This is a genomic window from Salinispora vitiensis (assembly GCF_000378825.1).
Classification (GTDB): domain Bacteria; phylum Actinomycetota; class Actinomycetes; order Mycobacteriales; family Micromonosporaceae; genus Micromonospora; species Micromonospora vitiensis.
This window is the reverse complement of the sequence record NZ_KB900388.1, coordinates 3595577-3611072: the sequence shown is the minus strand read 5'-3', so window position 1 is coordinate 3611072 and position 15496 is coordinate 3595577. Positions and strand designations below refer to the sequence as shown.

Below are 15496 nucleotides of genomic sequence, written 5' to 3'. Positions count from 1 at the left end.
CCGCCCGTCAGCGCAGCGGCTTCGCCATCTGCTGAGTGGTCATCTCGTACCCGCTCTGCTCGTACAGGGCGATCGCCGGCTTGTTGTGACCGAAGACGTTGAGCCCCAGGCGCAGCGCCCCCGCCTCCCGGGCCAGCTCCTCGGCCGCCGACAGGATGGCAGCGCCGTAGCCCAGCCGTCGGTGGGCGGGATCAACCCTGATGTCGAAGATCCAGGCCATCTCCGCCGACTTGCTGCGCGGGTCGTCCAAGCCGAGCCAGAGGACTCCGACCGCCTCCCCGCTGCTGTTCTCCGCCACCAACAGCCGGTGGCGCTCGGTGGCCAGCCCGTGGGGCAGGAACTGCTCCCGATCCCGAGCTGCCTTCCGCCGGGCGGCTTCGGTCGAGACCAACCCGGTCTGAGACTCCACATATTCCCGGAGCTGCTGATCCGAGTAGACGTCGTACTCGTCCTGGCGCATGTCCCGCAGTTTCACGACCTGACCCATGGTCGAAGGCTACTCGGGGCACAACCCGGGCCAGCCACAACAGTCCGCTTGGGACGCCCCGCCCACTAGACGGCCCAGGTAAAGGCCGAACATCACCGCCGAGGTGGCCCTGCCATCGGCGGTGGCCCCCCCGGTGCCGCTGTCGTACCAGAAGTCGATCATCTAGGATTCGGCGGCCAGTACGGCGTACCGGGTGGGGGTTGGTGGCATGTGGCCGTTCAGGAAACGACTGAAGACACCGAGTCTGGACCCGACCTACGGCGACCCGCACCGGAAAGCCCTAATCCGGGCGCTACAGCGGCGCAAGTGGAAGTTCGCCCGGGAGCTGTTCAACATGGCGGCCGACCCGGATGAAATGGCCTTCCTGATGGAGGCAGTCGCAGACGTCGACGGGATCCAGGGCTCGATCGGCGAATGGGTCGACGCCGAGCCCGAGTCGCCTTTGCCCGTCTTGGTCGCGGGCTGCCACGCGGTGTACTGGGCGTGGGAGGCGCGGGGTGATAAGCGAGCGAAATACACCGCCGCTGCCCAGTTCCGGGAGTTCCACAAGCGGCTACACTACGCCGAGGAGTTACTACGGAGAGTGCTCACTCTCGACCCGGACAATGTAACCGCATGGACCTGGCTGGTTACCAGTTCCCGAGGGCTGGAGCTGGAGCCGGGGGAAGCCCAGCAACGCTTCGAGGCGGTGACTCGCCTACACCCGGGCCATTTGGTCGCGCACGAACAGCGGTTGCAGTACCTGTGCGCCAAATGGGCTGGTAGCGACGAGGAGATGTTCGACTTCGCCCGCGGCGCCGCAGCAAACGCCGGGCCGAACAGCCTCCTGCATGAACTGGTGGCCGTCGCCCACATTGAGAAGTGGGGCAACTCGGACCGGGAAGCGGGCAACGAGCACATCAGGTCGGAGGAGGTCTGCGCCGAACTCCTCACCGCGGCGGAAAACTCAATCTTCCATCCGGATTACATCCCGGCTGGCCCCGGCTGGGCACCTCGGGTAGCCGTGTTCGCGTTGGCCTTCGAACTGGCCGACGAGTTCGACGCGGCTGCGCACGCGTTCGCCCTGTTGGAGAATGTGGTCACCCCCTGGCCGTGGGGCATTGCCGGCGACCCGGTCGAGATCTTCACCAACTCCCTCGAGTATGTCACCGCGAACCGGAGCTAACAGCCGGGGCAGTCGGGGCCAGTCTGCGGATTGATTTGAGGGCGGCTGGGGGTGGCTCGCGGGGTTCCATCCGGTTCCGACCTGTGGGCGGATCACCAGGGGCCCAAACACGTCGAAGGCGAACACCCGGCTGCAGCCGTTCGCGCCCCATCCGGACCCGGCATGCTCAGTGAACACGCGGGTGGTCGGCGAGCTTGCGGACGCTCCACCGGGGAAACGGTCGCCCCAGTTCCTCAGGGCGGGTGTAGGCGGTGAACGTTCATAGTCACCCCAGGTAAAGGCAGAAGGGGTGCCCAGCAGGGTCGAACAGCACCCGTACCCGCTGCTGTGGTTGGTGGTCGGCGACCGTCGCACCCAGCTCCACCGCGTGTGCCACCGCCGCGCCCAGATCTGACACCTCAAAGTCCAGGTGCATCATCATCTGCGGAGCACCCGAGGTGGTCGGCCAGGTGGGGCGCTGGTAGCCAGCTGCGGTCTGCACCGCCAGATAGGCCACACCATCCGGCGCAGCGATGCTGACGAAATTCGGCTCCTCCTGGTAGACCTGCCAACCAAGCAGCTCGGTGTAGAACCGGGCGAGTATCGCCGCGTCCGGTGCGTCCAGCACCACGCCCCAGTAGTCCCGCCGCTCTGCTCTCGGGGTGTCACTGTCGTCGATGATCCGCCCACGCATGGATCCATGCTGACTCGCTGGTATGACAGTAACGGCGGGATCAGTTTCTCGGCCGCGTCGGACCGGTGCCGAATGCCGACCCATTACCCTCCGAAGCCAACTTGAGCTGAGCCCGCAAATCGCGGGTCAACTACTGATCGCATCCTCATCGGATCGGAGATGCCGTGCTTGATAGCTGTGCCTCCGTCGCCACCACCACCTCAGCAGCCAGGAAATTCCCTTTCCGATTGCCGACAGCAGGAGCGGTCCCGCAGCGGTCACGACCACAAGCTGCCAAACCCACGCATCGCCCGGATCGGCCACGTGGCCGAAGACGATCAGCGCGGCCAGCACAAACCCCATGGCGCTTACCCCCGAGTCGCGCACGATGACTAGGCCACGGCGCCACCCCTTCCGTGCCGGATGATCGAGAATCTCCCCCTTGGTCACCAAAAGCACCCAAGAGCGCCACGAAACAGCCAGCATGTGGGCAAGGGTCATCGGGACCTTCACCAGCGCGACCCAGGCAGCGAACCGCGCAGGGCTGGCAGCCACCTCACCCAGCATGCTCGGAGCGATCGGGGCCAGCACCAGATACGTAAGAAACAGGAGGACGAACTCGACGACAAAGGCGAACCACGGGAAGCCCAGCAGAAGCAACCGACCCCACCATCTGAGCTCACGCGGGTCCATCTCCGCCATGCCGCTCATTGTCCAACCAAGTAGCAAGAAGCTGCTGGCTCAGCCGTACTCCAGCGCAGCCCTTGATCGGATGCCCCACCCACGGCACAGTGTTCATCACCCTCAGACCGACATCCAAACCAAGCGGGATGCCTGGGGGCGGGCCGTCGGCAAGACGGCCGATCCCACTTGATTTGATTACCCCATGTACGTCACGGCTCCTGACCGCGTTGGTGAAGTCCAGCTCGCTGATGAACGGCTGCTGGGTTGGGCAGAGTGGGGACCGCCGGACGGGACACCCGTGCTGTTCTCTCCTGGTGCCGCCACCAGCCGTTGGCTCGGGTTCGGCGCCGAAGTCATCGACCGGCTCGGCGTACGGCTCGTTTCGGTGGATCGTCCGGGGCTCGGCGCCTCGACGCCGCTGCCCGGTCGAACGTTCGCCGACTTCGTCGCCGACCTCCGACAGCTCACCGCCATGCGTGGATTGGGTCGACCGGCGATGGTCGGCAACTCGCAGGGAGCGCCGTTCGCGCTGGCCTGCGCGGCGGGTGGTGTCACCGCTGCCCTCACCATCGTCTCCGGCGCAGACGAGGTGGCCGCCCCGGAGTTCGCCTCCGCACTGCCGGCCGAGCTACGCAAGCTCGTCGACTGGACGGTACGGGACCCAGCTGAAGCAGAGCGCTTCTTCGCCGGATACAGCGCCGACTCGCTGCTTGACTTCGTACTGAGCGGCAGCCCGGAGTGTGACCTCGCGGTGTACCGCGAGCCCGGGTTCGCGGCCGCCTATCGTCGCGCCCTGAACGAGGCGTTCGCGCAGGGGGCAGCTGGGTACGCGCGGGACACGGTGCTGGCAATGAGCCCCTGGCCCATCGACCTCGGCAAAATCTCCGTGCCGGTCGACGTCTGGTACGGCGAACTGGACCAGAGCCACTCGCCAGACAACGGATCACTGCTCGCCACCCGGATACCCGGCGCACAGCATCACCTCGTACCGGCGATCGGCGGAGCGGTGCTGTGGACCCATGCCGAGCCGATCCTCAGCACCCTGTTGACCAGGGCCGGCGCCTAGTCGTCGCCGACCACCGGTCGGGCGGGACAGTCCGTCAGGTTGAGGCTGTTCATGCACCACTGTCGACCGGAGGGTAACCGCTGGAACAGGCGCGGATCGGGCACGCCGCCGACTTGCGCCATGACCACCGCGACCAGGAGACTCGCTCCGCAGCAAGCAAACGTGAGGAACGCACATGGGCGAGGACAATGCCGTACCGAGGGATGTCGCCGAGCGTCTGACGACCAGGCGGCAAGGGTTGTTCCGGAAGGTGACAACCGGCGACACCGTGGGCCTCGATGACCGGGATACGGTCGTACGGTGGCTGCGCGAACTCCATCAGGAGCGTGACCAAACGGTGATTATCCATCGATCCTGGGGGTCGGTTTGCGTGGTCGGCGAAGGACGGGCCCCGACCGACATCATGCTGACCGAAGAGGACGGCCGGATGTGGTACGCAGCCCGCGCGGGAAGCAAGATTCCGCAGAAGCGTCCCCAGCTAACCCCAGCCGAGGTAGAGCACGTCATGCTCGAGGCGCTGACCTCAGCTAACCGGCCTCAGTGGCCGGAGTGGCGGGAATTCTGACAGCCCACGCCACCGGAGCGTGACCAGCGCATCTCCGACGGGCTCAGCCTGCACCACCGGTTGTGAGCCGCCCTGGTAGCGAGTGCGCCGGATCGTCGGCCTGGTGCGGTCAGACCAATTGCGACAAGAACTTTTCCATTTCCATGCCAACAGTGGCCAGTGCATCGGTGTAGGCACTCAGTGGTCCATGCGGCCGCAGGGCATGGTTGGCGCCTTCGATGGTCAGGACCTTCTTGCCTGTCCGTCCTGCAGCGTCAGGAACCCAGGTTCGATCGTGTGTCCCCCCGACGAGCAGGGCCGGCGCTGGGTTAAGGGTGATCGCCTCGGCCACTGCGTTGTCGTTCAGGAGCGGCGTCAGCCAGATAGCCGGTAGTTGCCGCTCCGCCGCCAGCCCGGCGGCGTACGTCCCGAGCGACTTGGCGATGATCACGGGCTGCACGTCTGGTGCCGCATTGGTGAGCCGGTGCAGTGCCGCAGCGACGTGTGCCCTGACGAAAGGCTCGGGGCCGATGTCCAGCAGTCCCTTTGGCACTGTCCACGTGATGGTCTCTTTTGCGGCCTCGAGGTCGGCGAGCGCTTCGCCGGCGAGGTGGAGCAACGGGGCTTGGGGGCCGTAACCGCTCCCCGGGACGATGACTCCAGCGATCATTCGGATGACTGTACGGCTTGATCCGCCATCAGGCATACCGCATCGTCGCGTCGTGAACCGGGTGGGGTTCACCACGCTGGATCGAGATCGGAAAGTATATCTTTAACCTGGGAGTCGATGTGGATCGATTCCGGCTGATCATGACCGTGGCCCTTGGTTGATCCTTTTCTGGTCACGGATGATGATCAGGACGAGCGAGCGGCGGGATGATCAGTTTCATGATGACGGGTCAAGCGGGCTACCGCGTACGGAGGTTCCCCTGGCCGAGCTCTGGGCGACCGCCTGGGCGCTCGGCCGGGTGGCCGAGCCGGTGGGATACGCGGGTGGCGGACTCCTGCTGACCTCGCCGGTCGCCCGGGCCGCGCTCGCCACGATGCCGGCCGGCGCCCTGCGCCGTGTCGTGCCCGAGCACCGGCTCGCCGAGGTGGCGGCGGCACTCGAACCGCTGATCCATGCCGGCATCAGAGCTGGTGCACTGAGGCGCGCGAAGGTCCGCGCCTGATGGGCGTTGTGTCACAATCCGGCCCTGTGACAGATTAACCCATCAGCGCCGGCACGCTTGCGGCCATTGCGGAACGACACGGCGTCACGCTCGCCCGGGTGCTTCCGATGTCGTCCGGCGTCGCCAACCACGCGTACTCGCTCGGTGACGACCTCGTGCTGCGCATCCCGCGGACGGCGGCCTTCGGCGCGGACCTGCGCAAAGAAGCCGCAGTCATCCCCGCTGCCCGGAACCGCGGCGTACGGACACCGGAACTGGTCACGTACGACGACAGCGGTCGCTCGTCGACGTGCCGTACATGGTGCTCCGCCGGGCCCCGGGGGTGGACCTGGAACAGCTCGCGCTCGCCCCGGCCCGAGTGGCGGACATCTACCGTGCGGTCGGCCGCGACCTGGCACGGCTGCACACGATGCGCCGGGAGGAGACGCCCGAGTTGGCCGGCGTACCGGTCGACGAAGACAACCTCGAGCCGGACGCCCTGATCGCCCGGATGAGGATCAGCGGACACCTCGATCCGCAGGCCGCTGCATGGCTCTCCGGATGGTTCGGCCGGCTGGCCGCCCGCCTGCCCGGCGACGTGCACCGTGCACGGCGCGGTCAACCTGCTCAACGGCGCCACGCACGACCACGTCAGCGTCAAGAACGTCTCCGCGGTGTTCAGCTACTTCCTGCAGCAACTGCTCGACGCCTACCCCAACGCCTCGGTTCCCCAGCAAACGAGGCCAATATATCGATAGGAACCGATCGACGAAGACGCCAAAGCATGCCCTGAAATGCGAAACCCTTAGAGCGGGTGACGGGAATCGAACCCGCACTGTCAGCTTGGGAACCGTACAAGGGCCGCTGGCGATCAGCCTGCCCGGCAGCTCGGCGAGCGATCGAGTGGCCTGGAGTGACCTCGGGTAGCCCGCCGTAATGGCCCGCTAATGGCCCGGATCTTGGGTGAGCCCGCTTGATCACTGCTGGGCCGTGGGGGACACTTGCTACTGTACTGCCCCCGCCGTTTTCGCAGCTTAATCCCGCTTGGGGACAGCGGGGACACCGGAGACAAAGCCCGACCTTCCGCGGGCTGTTGGCGTAGCCGATCGCGGCGACCCCGGCCTTACGCCGAGGGCACACAACGTTCCGCTCATACGCTGGAAGCCGCGGGCGTGACAGCGGCAAGAAGGCTGGGGACGCCCGTCGGTGCACGACCACACCAATCGCCGCCTGCCCGCCAGATGGTCTCGATACCGAGTGAGACGAGAAGGTCCACGAAGGCGTCACCGATCGGACCAGAGAACAGCGCCACCAAGTTCGGGTCAGGCCGCTCAATATCTCGGTAACAAAAGTGCCGATAGGAAAAGAGTTGTCCGATGGCCTCCCGTACCACCGTCTCCGCGTTCGGGCCAACCACCTTGACCTCAACGAGCCAGTGCAGAACCTTCCCGTCAACGGTGAGGTCACACGGGTGGGTGTTGTTGGCTACCGTCATGCCGGCGCCTTTGGCTTGTGCTGCGAAGGCGTTCACTAAGGCTTCGTGCCGCGGCTTACGGTCTTGAAAGTGCTTCTTGACGTGCGCCCGGTAATCGCTTGGATTCTTTGGCCGGAACGCCGGCGGCCTTGGGCGGAACTTTCGCTTAGTCTTCTCAGAATTCGGGGTTGTGTTGATAACGCCGGGTTCGGTGGCAAGAATCTCACGCTTGATGTCAACACACATTGCATACAGTGCATAGAAACGATCTAGATCGGCTCGAAGCATCTCTTCGTTCGGCAGCTGCGCCGGATCGTAAGTCAGTGCAGCGATGTTGCCTTCTTCGTACCCACGAGGTAGGAAGTGCTTGGGCGCGTCCAGGTCAATTTCATCGATGAGGCCCGCCATGGTCTCCTCGCCGAGGTGCTTACGCAGCAATTTACTCTCGGCGTCGAGTTCTGCAAGGGCCGCCTTCTCCGCAGCAGTGCCCTTGAGCCCTGCTTCGACCGCGTTTCGTTTGTGTTGCGTGGCGCCCTGATTCATGCTCAGGTACACGCAGGAGAGGTCTCGCCGGTAGAGGTAGACGACGTAGAGCCCTTCCTGCGCCGTCGTGGTCACGTCCTTGTCCAGCACCGCAATCCATGGGACCAGGGGTAAGCTTTGACCCGAACCACTCACGCGGACTGACATGCCCAGTGGCACAAGCTTCGACAACTCGCCCCGGACAGCTTCCAGGTGTTGCTGCGCAGGCTGCTCCCTGCCGTTCGTATGGGCGTAGGCCTTCAGGCGCACCCCGGCTAGCGCTTCCCCCAGATCCATAGAGGCGGATTCTAGATAGGGGCTACGACAGCGCCGCCCGCCGCAGCCTGTCCCCGTTCGGCGCGGGCTGGGGCGGGCTCGCTGACCGATGCGGCGTCGGTCGCGGTCTCGGTTAGGGTGCGGATGGGCACGACAGCCCGCGTGCCGCGCTGATCTACCAGCACGCCAACCGGGAGGCCGACCAGGGCATCGCCGACGCGATCGACCAGGCCGTCAAGGCAGCCCGGCGCAAGCCGAGCAAGCGCCGGGTCAATCGGGCTACTGAGGGCGGCGGACCGGCCACCGAGGCACGCTAATGGCACGAGCGCCTGTTTCAGCCACCTAGAACGACGGAAGCCCTGGCGGGACGTCTGTCCTGACCAGGGCTTCCGTGCGTGGAGCGGGTGACGGGAATCGAACCCGCACTGTCAGCTTGGGAAGCTGATGTTCTGCCATTGAACTACACCCGCGGGCGGGAACACTCTACCTCAAGCAGCACGCGGCGCACATCCCGGCACCCGCCGACCCGAGCAGCCGGCGAGCGACAGTACCGGAGCGGGCTGAACCCACAGCCGCGAACGTCGACGCCAGCACAGCGGCCATCCGGACGAGTCCGGCCCGGGGAGGGAGCAAACCGCCGGTCAGGCCCTTCGGAGCCGGTGCAGCATTTTCAAACTCATCAATGTCTTGTAAGGTCTGCCCCACGTTTCCTGCCATGGCACGCACACTCCCCCCGCTGTGCTGCCAGAAGGAGGTGGCCCATGGGCCTCCGTCCCAACCTACTGTCCCGTCGAAGCGCCGGCATCGCGTCAACGTCGCTCGCGCTGCTCCTCGGCGCCGTCACGGCCGGGTACGTCCCGGCGCACGCGGCGCCGCTCGCGAACCACGCCGCGGAACACGCCGCGAGCGAGGAGTGCGAGCCGGTCCACGCCAACGCCAAGGCCCGGCCGGGCAGCATCACCGATCACGACCCGAACCACCTGACCGAAGCCGAGGTGGCAGCGCGGGAGAGCGAGCTCGCCGAACTGATGGAGATGCAGGTACGGCGCGAGGGCGCCGCCGCGTTCGCACCCGTGGCTCCCGCGTCGATCGCCATCCCGGTGGTGGTGCACGTCATCCAGGAGAACAGCACCCGGGCCGGCGGCAACATCCCCGACTCCATGATCCATTCCCAGATCGACGTGCTGAACGAGTCGTTCGCCGGAGCGACCGGTGGCGCACCGACAGCCTTCGGCTTCACGCTCCAGTCGATCAACCGGGTCACGAACCCGAGCTGGTACCCGATCAACTACGGCTCATCGTCGGAACGGTCGATGAAGAGGTCGCTGCGCACCGGTGGCCCGGAAACCCTCAACCTCTACCTCGGTGATCTTTCGAGCGGCCTGCTCGGCTGGGCGACCTTTCCGAAGCGGTCGATAAACAAGATGGACGGCGTCGTCGTGCTGAACGAGTCGCTGCCGGGTGGCACCGCCACCAACTACAACCTCGGCGACACCGGCACCCACGAGGTTGGCCACTGGCTGAACCTCTACCACACCTTCCAAGGTGGCTGTAGTGGCTCCGGGGACGGGGTCAGCGACACCCCGGCCGAGGCCTCCCCGGCCTACCAGTGCCCCACCGGACGGGACACCTGTTCCTCGGCGGGCGTGGACCCGATCCACAACTTCATGGACTACACGTACGACTCCTGCATGTACGAGTTCACTCCGGGCCAGGCCAGCCGCATGCTGACCGCCTGGAATGCGTATCGGGCATAGCCCCTCGACCGGTACGGCCCGCTGCCGGCTCCCAAAGGTTTGGAGCCGGCAGCGGCGCCTGCCCGGCAGCGGCACTTGCCGGGCCGGGGCTCAGGCTCGCAAGGCCGGGGCTCAGGCCGCCGCGCTGCCCTGATCGACGGTGGGGGCCGGCGAGCCGGCGCGCCGAGGCTGGCCGGGGTGAACCGACGCGGCCTGACCAGCCGGCTCCAGCCACAGCTGAACCGCCGGTCTCGCCACACCGGCGATGTCGTGCTGGGCGATCATCGCCACATCAATGCTGAACTCGAAGAGCCGCCAGTCGATGTCGTAGATCGCGCAGTGCCGGCGGGCCAAGCGGGTCACCCGGGCCGGATCCGTCACCAGCTGAGCCCGACCCGCGAGGTAGGCCTCGTCGTCGCTCTCCTCTGCGGGGAAAGAGTGCAGCGCGTAACGCCCGTCGCGCTCCAGGTCACGCCGCTTGGGCGAGTCGATCACGAAACAGAAGAGGCCCTCTTCGGCGAGCACCGGGGAGACCGGATGCACGCGAGGACCGCCATCGGCGCGGACCGTGGCCAGGTAGCCCAGGCCCGGCCCGTACTGCTGGAGAAGCCGGCGGACCCCGTCGGCGAGGCGGGGTACGTCGGCGGCGAACTCGGACCAGGAAGCCATACCCGCACTCTATCGAACGTGCGTTCGAATGCCCAGGCGAAATGGGCGCGTGTCGTCCCACTCGCTATGGTGGTCCGATGCTTCTCTCCGATCGTGACCTGGCCGCCGAGATCAAGGCCGGCACGCTGGCGCTGGAGCCGTTCGATCCCGCGCTGGTCCAGCCATCCAGCATCGACGTACGGCTGGACAAGCTCTTCCGGGTGTTCAACAACCACCTGTACACGCACATCGACCCGTCCCAGCAGCAGGACGACCTGACCTCACCCGTCGAGGTGCCCGACGGCGAGCCGTTCGTGCTGCACCCCGGCGAGTTCGTGCTCGCCTCCACCCTCGAGGTCATCTCGCTCGGGGACCAGCTCGCCGGCCGGCTGGAGGGCAAGAGCTCGCTCGGCCGGCTCGGGCTGCTCACCCACTCGACCGCCGGCTTCATCGACCCGGGCTTCTCCGGCCACGTGACGCTGGAACTCTCCAACGTGGCGAACCTGCCGATCATGCTCTGGCCCGGCATGAAGATCGGTCAGCTCTGCATCTTCCGCCTCTGCTCACCGGCCGAGCACCCGTACGGATCGGCCGTCTACGGTTCCCGTTACCAGGGGCAGCGGGGCCCGACGCCCAGCCGTTCCTGGCAGAGTTGGCGTACCTGGCCGACGCGCTGACGCCGGGCGACCCAGCGGTTGGCCACGGGGCGGGCTCAGCCGCCGGGACCGACAGCCGCACACGACGAGGCCCCGTACGAGACAGCTCGTCCGGGGCCTCGGTCCAGTCGTCGGCTTAGCCCGGTCGGCGGAAACCGGCGATCGACGGCATGTCGTAGATGCTGGCGACCATGACCGGCTTGCCGGCCCGGGGCGCGTGCACCATCTGGCCGTTGCCCAGATACAGGCCGACATGGTGCAGGTTGCTGGGGCTGGAGAAGAAGACAAGGTCACCGGGGCGCGCCTCGGATTGCGAGATCGCCTGGCCCTCGTTCCACTGGGCACCGGTGTAGTGCGTCAGGTAGACACCGGCCGCCTTGTACGCGTACTGCGTCAGCCCGGAGCAGTCGAACGAGTCGGGACCGTTGGCACCCCAGACGTACGGGTCACCCACCTGAGCGCAGGCGGTCCGGATGGCCGTCCGGGCAGCTTCGCTGACCACACCGTTGATGGTGGGGCATTGCGGGGTCGACACCGTGGTCACTGGGAGTGAGTCCTTGAGTCGCGTGATCTCGGCGTCGATCTGCTTCTTTCTCGCCGCCAGCTCGCTCTCCTGCTGATCCTGCTTCGCAATCAGTTCATCGAGCGAGCTCTTCTGACCCTCGTACTCTTTGCGGATTGTCAGCACTTCCTCGAGCTGCCGGTTCTCCATAAGGGCAACCCGATTCAGTAAGGCCAACTCTTCGCTGACCTCATTCGGGTCATCGCTCACCAGTAGCGCGCCGAGTTCCCGCGACGGCCCACTGATGTAGTACTGCGAGGCCAGCCCGCCGATCCGCTTCATCGCGGCCTCGCTCTGCCGCTGGAGCGGAGCGAGCTTCTCCGCGAGCTCCGCCGACTTCTCGCGGTTGACCTTCAGCTCCGCCCGAACCTTGTTGTACTGCGCGATCGTGGGCTCCATCTCGCGCCACTGCTCGTCAATCGCGGCCTCGATCTCCTCCACGGACGGCTCGGCGTACGCGGGGACCGCCAGCACACCGAGACTAACCGCGACCGCGGCGACCGCGGCGAGAAGACCGTGAACGGCCCGACGCAATCCTCCCGAACGGCGTGGCCGTGCCCAGTCCTGGCGATGAGGGGGCGTGGTTGCCACCAGCACCGACTCCTTTTGCAACCCAGACCACGGGGCGCCTCGGGACAAGGGGGGGGTACGAGGCAGACGATCCACCGCAGCGCACGCACAACAATAGGTAGGGCCTGGCACGGAATCAAGGCAAGCCAACGGTTTTACTTCTGCGTAGTCACTCGCCCACAAATAGTGCTGACCCGACTCCAAATGACGCGCACCGCCAATATATTTATATCCAATACAATTACTGTGAGTAGTATCGATCTAGCCAGGCTGACACGAAGCGACCGACGGCGGCACCCCGATTGGGTGCCGCCGTCGTCCCGGTCCGGAAAGGGCTCTACCAGGTGCCGGGCCGGCACCTGGTAGAGCCCGTAATGGCTAGATCAGCCCGCGACCTGTGCACTCTTCTGGTCAACCGGCGGCTGCTCCGGGCGCACCGACCGGAGCAGAACGCTCGCCACGTCCACCACCTCGACCTGCTCGCCAGCGCCCTTGCCGTTCACGCCGTCGTTGAGCATCGTCGAGCAGAACGGGCAGCCGACCGCAACCGTCGCTGCGCCGGTCGACATGGCCTCCTCGACCCGATCCACGTTGATCCGCTTACCGATCTTCTCCTCCATCCACATGCGGGCGCCGCCGGCACCGCAGCAGAAGGAGCGCTCACTGTTCCGCGGCATCTCGGTGAGCTCGCCCTGGACCGCCGTTCCGAGCACCGCACGCGGCGGAGCGAAGACCCGATTGTGCCGGCCCAGGTAGCAGGGGTCGTGGTAGGTGACGCCGCCATCGATCGGCTGCACCGGAGTCAGCGCGCCGGTTGCCACCAGGTGGGCCAGCAGCTGGGTGTGGTGCACCACCTCGAACTCACCACCGAGCTGTCCGTACTCGTTGCCCAGGGTGTTGAAGCAGTGCGGACAGGTAGCGACGATCTTGCGCCGGCTCTGCTCCCGGCCGTCGAATGCCTCGTTCAGAGTCTCGACGTTCTGCTGGGCCAGCATCTGGAAGACGAACTCGTTACCGATCCGGCGGGCCGGGTCGCCGGAACAGGTCTCCCCCTCGCCCAGGATGGCGAAGGAGACGCCGGCCTCGTGCAGCAGCGTGGCGACCGCCCGGGTGGTCTTCTTGGCCCGGTCCTCGAAGGCGCCGGCGCAGCCAACCCAGAACAGGTACTCGAAGTCCTCAACCTCGCCGACCCGGGGTACCTCGAAGTCGAGACCCTTGGTCCAGTCCTCCCGGGTGTTCTGCGGGGCGCCCCACGGGTTGCCCTTGTTCTCCAGGTTGCGCAACATCACCCCGGCCTCCGAGGGGAAGCTGGACTCGATGAGCATCTGGTAGCGGCGCATGTCGACGATGTGGTCGACATGCTCGATGTCGACCGGGCACTGCTCGACGCAGGCCCCGCAGGTGGTGCAGGACCAGAGCACGTCCGGATCTATGACACCGGACTCCTCGGCCCCGCCGATCAGCGGCTTCTCCGCCTCGGCGAGCGCCAGCGCGTCAACGTGGGCGAGCTGCCCGTCGGTGGCCTTCTCCGCACCGGTCAGATCCTTGCCGCCGCCGGCCAGCAGGTACGGGGCCTTCGCGTAGGCGTGATCGCGGAGGCTGAGCACCAACAGCTTCGGCGACAGCGGCTTACCGGTGTTCCACGCCGGGCACTGGGACTGGCAGCGGCCGCACTCGGTGCAGGTACTGAAGTCCAGCAGCCCCTTCCAGGTGAACTGCTCGACCTGGGCGACCCCGAACTGGTCCTTCTCCGGGTCCGCCTCCTCGAAGTCGAGGAGCTCGCCGTTGCTGGTCATCGGCCGCAGCGCACCGAGCCCGGACCCCGGCCGACCTGGGTTGCGCTTGAAGAAGATGTTGGGGAAGGCCAGGAAGCGGTGCCAGGCGACCCCCATGGTCACGTTCAGCGAAATCACGATCAGCCAGGTCATCGAGATCGCGATCTTGATGACGGCGGCGACGCTGACCCCGGCCTCCCAGTTCGGTAGCAGGCCGCCGACCGCATGGCTGAGCGGCGCCGCCCAGACCGGGTACTCGAAGTGATCAGTAGCGACCTTGAAGCCCCGGATGAGGAAACCCATCACCAGGACGCCGAGGATGACGGCCTCGACGAAGTAGCCCTGCCACATGGTTGAGCCCGTGAACCGGGACTTTCCACCAGGCCGGGTCGGCCGGTTGCGCAGTCGGATCGCGATCAACACCAGGATGCTGGCGATCCCGAAGATACCCAGCCATTCCGTGACGAGACCGTAGACCGCCCAGTTTCCGACCAGTGGGAGGCCGCCGGTGGGGGAGACGACCTCGAAGTACGCCTCCAGCACCAGCAGCGACAGCACGATGAACCCGACCATCACGAACCAGTGCGCGGCTCCCACCAGGCTCCAGCGAAGCATCCGGGTGTGCCCCGCGGTCTCCGCCAGCATTGTCCGCGTCCGCGTGGCCCAGTCGGTGAAGCGGACCGGATCCGGCTGGCCCAGCCGGATCACCGCAACCATCTTCCTGACTGCCCGTACGGCGAGCCACACCGCCACCGCGGTGATGGCGACCGCGACGATCGTGGTGGCGATCTGGACGCTGCCCATCGAGTCGGCCCTCCCGGTCTACTACTGCCTCGAGCGGCTCGGCGATCGGTACCCGGCCAGGACGCCGTCGGCGAAACTCCTGCCGCGCACTCGGCCCCGGACCGATCGTTGACCTTGCCTCACCCGGTCGTGCAGTGCAGCCTACGCGCAGGTTACCCATCGGTAACGTGATGCATATCGCATTCCGAACGATGTGGTCCCTGCGCCACACCCTAGGGTGCCGCGTCCGGCAGCGCCGGTTGGGGCCGAGCCGACCGAGCGGGCCAGGCGCGGGCGCGCCGGCTCCGGCCGGCGCGCGGGTCAACGCGTGGTCAACGCCAGCGCGAGAGCAGGATCAGGGAGCCGACCATTGCGCCGAAGCCCACCGCGAGGTTCCAGTAACCCCACGACATGACCGGGTACGCCTGCTCGGAAAGGTAGTAGACCACCAGCCAGCCGATGCCGGCGACGATGAGCGCGACCGCCGTGACCGGCAACCAGACCGGGCTAGGCTTACGCGTCGCCGCCGTCGCCGTCGGACGCACATCCGTCGGCGGGGTGTACACCTTCTTCTTACGGACCTGAGACTTGGGCACGACGCTCTCCAGAGGGGGTGACGACCTCGTCCGGCCTGACAACCGGGCGCGAGGGCGACGGTCCATGGCCAATAATGTTCGACAGCTAGCGTAGTCCGGAAGACCCGTTCAGGCCACGAAAGGGTCTTCTCCAACACCCCCGAGGGGTT

At 66.4% G+C, this 15496-nt stretch carries 16 protein-coding genes, 1 tRNA gene and 2 pseudogenes; 8 read left to right on the top strand and 11 right to left on the bottom strand.

Annotated elements, in window-relative coordinates:
* Positions 1-7: 7 nt before the first annotated feature.
* On the bottom strand, positions 8-487 hold the full coding sequence (locus tag SALPAC2_RS0117105; protein ID WP_018217858.1) for a GNAT family N-acetyltransferase: 480 nt from the start codon (positions 485-487) through the stop codon (positions 8-10).
* A gap of 208 nt (positions 488-695) precedes the next feature.
* On the opposite strand from SALPAC2_RS0117105, the gene SALPAC2_RS0117095 reads away from it, so the two are divergent.
* On the top strand, positions 696-1652 hold the full coding sequence (locus SALPAC2_RS0117095) for a DUF4034 domain-containing protein (RefSeq protein WP_018217856.1): 957 nt from the start codon (positions 696-698) through the stop codon (positions 1650-1652).
* 265 nt (positions 1653-1917) lie between these two features.
* On the opposite strand, the gene SALPAC2_RS0117090 is transcribed toward SALPAC2_RS0117095, so the two are convergent.
* Positions 1918-2325: a VOC family protein gene (locus SALPAC2_RS0117090; protein WP_018217855.1), complete on the bottom strand. Its 408-nt coding sequence runs from the start codon at positions 2323-2325 to the stop codon at positions 1918-1920.
* Between the two features lie 126 nt (positions 2326-2451).
* Positions 2452-3006 carry a hypothetical protein gene (locus SALPAC2_RS0117085; protein WP_223874084.1) on the bottom strand — a complete coding sequence of 185 codons (555 nt, stop codon included), beginning with the start codon at positions 3004-3006 and terminating at the stop codon, positions 2452-2454.
* 184 nt (positions 3007-3190) lie between these two features.
* Between SALPAC2_RS0117085 and SALPAC2_RS0117080 the strand changes: the two genes are divergently transcribed.
* Together SALPAC2_RS0117080 and SALPAC2_RS0117070 are read left to right on the top strand one after the other, a co-directional pair.
* Positions 3191-4054 carry an alpha/beta fold hydrolase gene (locus tag SALPAC2_RS0117080; RefSeq protein ID WP_026184823.1) on the top strand — a complete coding sequence of 288 codons (864 nt, stop codon included), beginning with the start codon at positions 3191-3193 and terminating at the stop codon, positions 4052-4054.
* A gap of 175 nt (positions 4055-4229) precedes the next feature.
* Positions 4230-4619, top strand: coding sequence for a hypothetical protein (locus tag SALPAC2_RS0117070; protein ID WP_018217851.1), 390 nt, complete (start codon positions 4230-4232; stop codon positions 4617-4619).
* A gap of 109 nt (positions 4620-4728) precedes the next feature.
* Here SALPAC2_RS0117070 and SALPAC2_RS0117065 read toward each other — a convergent pair whose 3' ends face one another.
* Positions 4729-5268 (bottom strand): alpha/beta hydrolase, encoded by a 540-nt coding sequence (locus tag SALPAC2_RS0117065; RefSeq protein ID WP_018217850.1) that lies wholly within the window; start codon positions 5266-5268, stop codon positions 4729-4731.
* A gap of 178 nt (positions 5269-5446) precedes the next feature.
* Here SALPAC2_RS0117065 and SALPAC2_RS0117060 point away from each other — a divergent pair, with 178 nt between their 5' ends.
* Positions 5447-5770 carry a hypothetical protein gene (locus SALPAC2_RS0117060; protein WP_018217849.1) on the top strand — a complete coding sequence of 108 codons (324 nt, stop codon included), beginning with the start codon at positions 5447-5449 and terminating at the stop codon, positions 5768-5770.
* Positions 5771-5804: 34 nt separating this feature from the next.
* On the opposite strand, the gene SALPAC2_RS28635 is transcribed toward SALPAC2_RS0117060, so the two are convergent.
* A complete protein-coding gene (locus SALPAC2_RS28635) occupies positions 5805-6410 on the bottom strand; it encodes a hypothetical protein (RefSeq protein ID WP_263404661.1) in 606 nt (201 codons plus the stop codon).
* Here SALPAC2_RS28635 and SALPAC2_RS28365 point away from each other — a divergent pair.
* Positions 6352-6474 (top strand): annotated as a pseudogene (locus SALPAC2_RS28365) (IS630 family transposase); the annotation flags it as partial. The gene SALPAC2_RS28635 and the pseudogene SALPAC2_RS28365 overlap by 59 nt on opposite strands.
* Positions 6475-6899: 425 nt before the next feature.
* Here SALPAC2_RS28365 and SALPAC2_RS0117045 read toward each other — a convergent pair.
* On the bottom strand, positions 6900-8042 hold the full coding sequence (locus SALPAC2_RS0117045) for an MrcB family domain-containing protein (RefSeq protein ID WP_080636942.1): 1143 nt from the start codon (positions 8040-8042) through the stop codon (positions 6900-6902).
* Between the two features lie 125 nt (positions 8043-8167).
* Here SALPAC2_RS0117045 and SALPAC2_RS28630 point away from each other — a divergent pair.
* Positions 8168-8338: pseudogene (locus SALPAC2_RS28630) on the top strand (site-specific integrase); the annotation flags it as partial.
* A 79-nt stretch (positions 8339-8417) separates the two neighbouring features.
* On the opposite strand, the gene SALPAC2_RS0117040 reads toward SALPAC2_RS28630, so the two are convergent.
* Positions 8418-8491 (bottom strand) — tRNA-Gly (locus SALPAC2_RS0117040).
* A 291-nt stretch (positions 8492-8782) separates the two neighbouring features.
* Here SALPAC2_RS0117040 and SALPAC2_RS0117035 point away from each other — a divergent pair.
* The gene (locus tag SALPAC2_RS0117035; RefSeq protein WP_018217845.1) at positions 8783-9778 is read left to right on the top strand and encodes a zinc metalloprotease; all 996 of its coding nucleotides are present in this window, start codon (positions 8783-8785) and stop codon (positions 9776-9778) included.
* 111 nt (positions 9779-9889) lie between these two features.
* Here the strand turns inward: SALPAC2_RS0117035 and SALPAC2_RS0117030 are convergent, their stop codons facing one another.
* Positions 9890-10426, bottom strand: coding sequence for a pyridoxamine 5'-phosphate oxidase family protein (locus tag SALPAC2_RS0117030; RefSeq protein WP_018217844.1), 537 nt, complete (start codon positions 10424-10426; stop codon positions 9890-9892).
* A gap of 77 nt (positions 10427-10503) precedes the next feature.
* Between SALPAC2_RS0117030 and dcd the strand changes: the two genes are divergently transcribed.
* Entirely contained in the window at positions 10504-11082 is a 579-nt protein-coding gene (dcd, locus tag SALPAC2_RS0117025) for a dCTP deaminase (protein WP_018217843.1), read from the top strand.
* A 115-nt stretch (positions 11083-11197) separates the two neighbouring features.
* Here the strand turns inward: dcd and SALPAC2_RS0117020 are convergent, their stop codons facing one another.
* The 3 genes from SALPAC2_RS0117020 to SALPAC2_RS0117005 form a co-directional block, all read right to left on the bottom strand.
* On the bottom strand, positions 11198-12214 hold the full coding sequence (locus SALPAC2_RS0117020) for a C40 family peptidase (RefSeq protein WP_188115880.1): 1017 nt from the start codon (positions 12212-12214) through the stop codon (positions 11198-11200).
* Positions 12215-12576: 362 nt separating this feature from the next.
* Positions 12577-14772, bottom strand: coding sequence for a (Fe-S)-binding protein (locus SALPAC2_RS0117015; protein ID WP_018217841.1), 2196 nt, complete (start codon positions 14770-14772; stop codon positions 12577-12579).
* Between the two features lie 311 nt (positions 14773-15083).
* On the bottom strand, positions 15084-15347 hold the full coding sequence (locus SALPAC2_RS0117005) for a cell division protein CrgA (RefSeq protein WP_018217839.1): 264 nt from the start codon (positions 15345-15347) through the stop codon (positions 15084-15086).
* Positions 15348-15496 lie beyond the last annotated feature (149 nt).

Coding starts and splice junctions, on each gene's coding strand:
- SALPAC2_RS0117105 (WP_018217858.1), bottom strand. CDS start 487: ATGGGTCAGGTCGTGAAACTGCGGGACATGCGCCAGGACGAGTACGAC.
- SALPAC2_RS0117095 (WP_018217856.1), top strand. CDS start 696: ATGTGGCCGTTCAGGAAACGACTGAAGACACCGAGTCTGGACCCGACC.
- SALPAC2_RS0117090 (WP_018217855.1), bottom strand. CDS start 2,325: ATGCGTGGGCGGATCATCGACGACAGTGACACCCCGAGAGCAGAGCGG.
- SALPAC2_RS0117085 (WP_223874084.1), bottom strand. CDS start 3,006: ATGGCGGAGATGGACCCGCGTGAGCTCAGATGGTGGGGTCGGTTGCTT.
- SALPAC2_RS0117080 (WP_026184823.1), top strand. CDS start 3,191: ATGTACGTCACGGCTCCTGACCGCGTTGGTGAAGTCCAGCTCGCTGAT.
- SALPAC2_RS0117070 (WP_018217851.1), top strand. CDS start 4,230: ATGGGCGAGGACAATGCCGTACCGAGGGATGTCGCCGAGCGTCTGACG.
- SALPAC2_RS0117065 (WP_018217850.1), bottom strand. CDS start 5,268: ATGATCGCTGGAGTCATCGTCCCGGGGAGCGGTTACGGCCCCCAAGCC.
- SALPAC2_RS0117060 (WP_018217849.1), top strand. CDS start 5,447: ATGATGATCAGGACGAGCGAGCGGCGGGATGATCAGTTTCATGATGAC.
- SALPAC2_RS0117045 (WP_080636942.1), bottom strand. CDS start 8,042: ATGGATCTGGGGGAAGCGCTAGCCGGGGTGCGCCTGAAGGCCTACGCC.
- SALPAC2_RS0117035 (WP_018217845.1), top strand. CDS start 8,783: ATGGGCCTCCGTCCCAACCTACTGTCCCGTCGAAGCGCCGGCATCGCG.
- SALPAC2_RS0117030 (WP_018217844.1), bottom strand. CDS start 10,426: ATGGCTTCCTGGTCCGAGTTCGCCGCCGACGTACCCCGCCTCGCCGAC.
- dcd (WP_018217843.1), top strand. CDS start 10,504: ATGCTTCTCTCCGATCGTGACCTGGCCGCCGAGATCAAGGCCGGCACG.
- SALPAC2_RS0117015 (WP_018217841.1), bottom strand. CDS start 14,772: ATGGGCAGCGTCCAGATCGCCACCACGATCGTCGCGGTCGCCATCACC.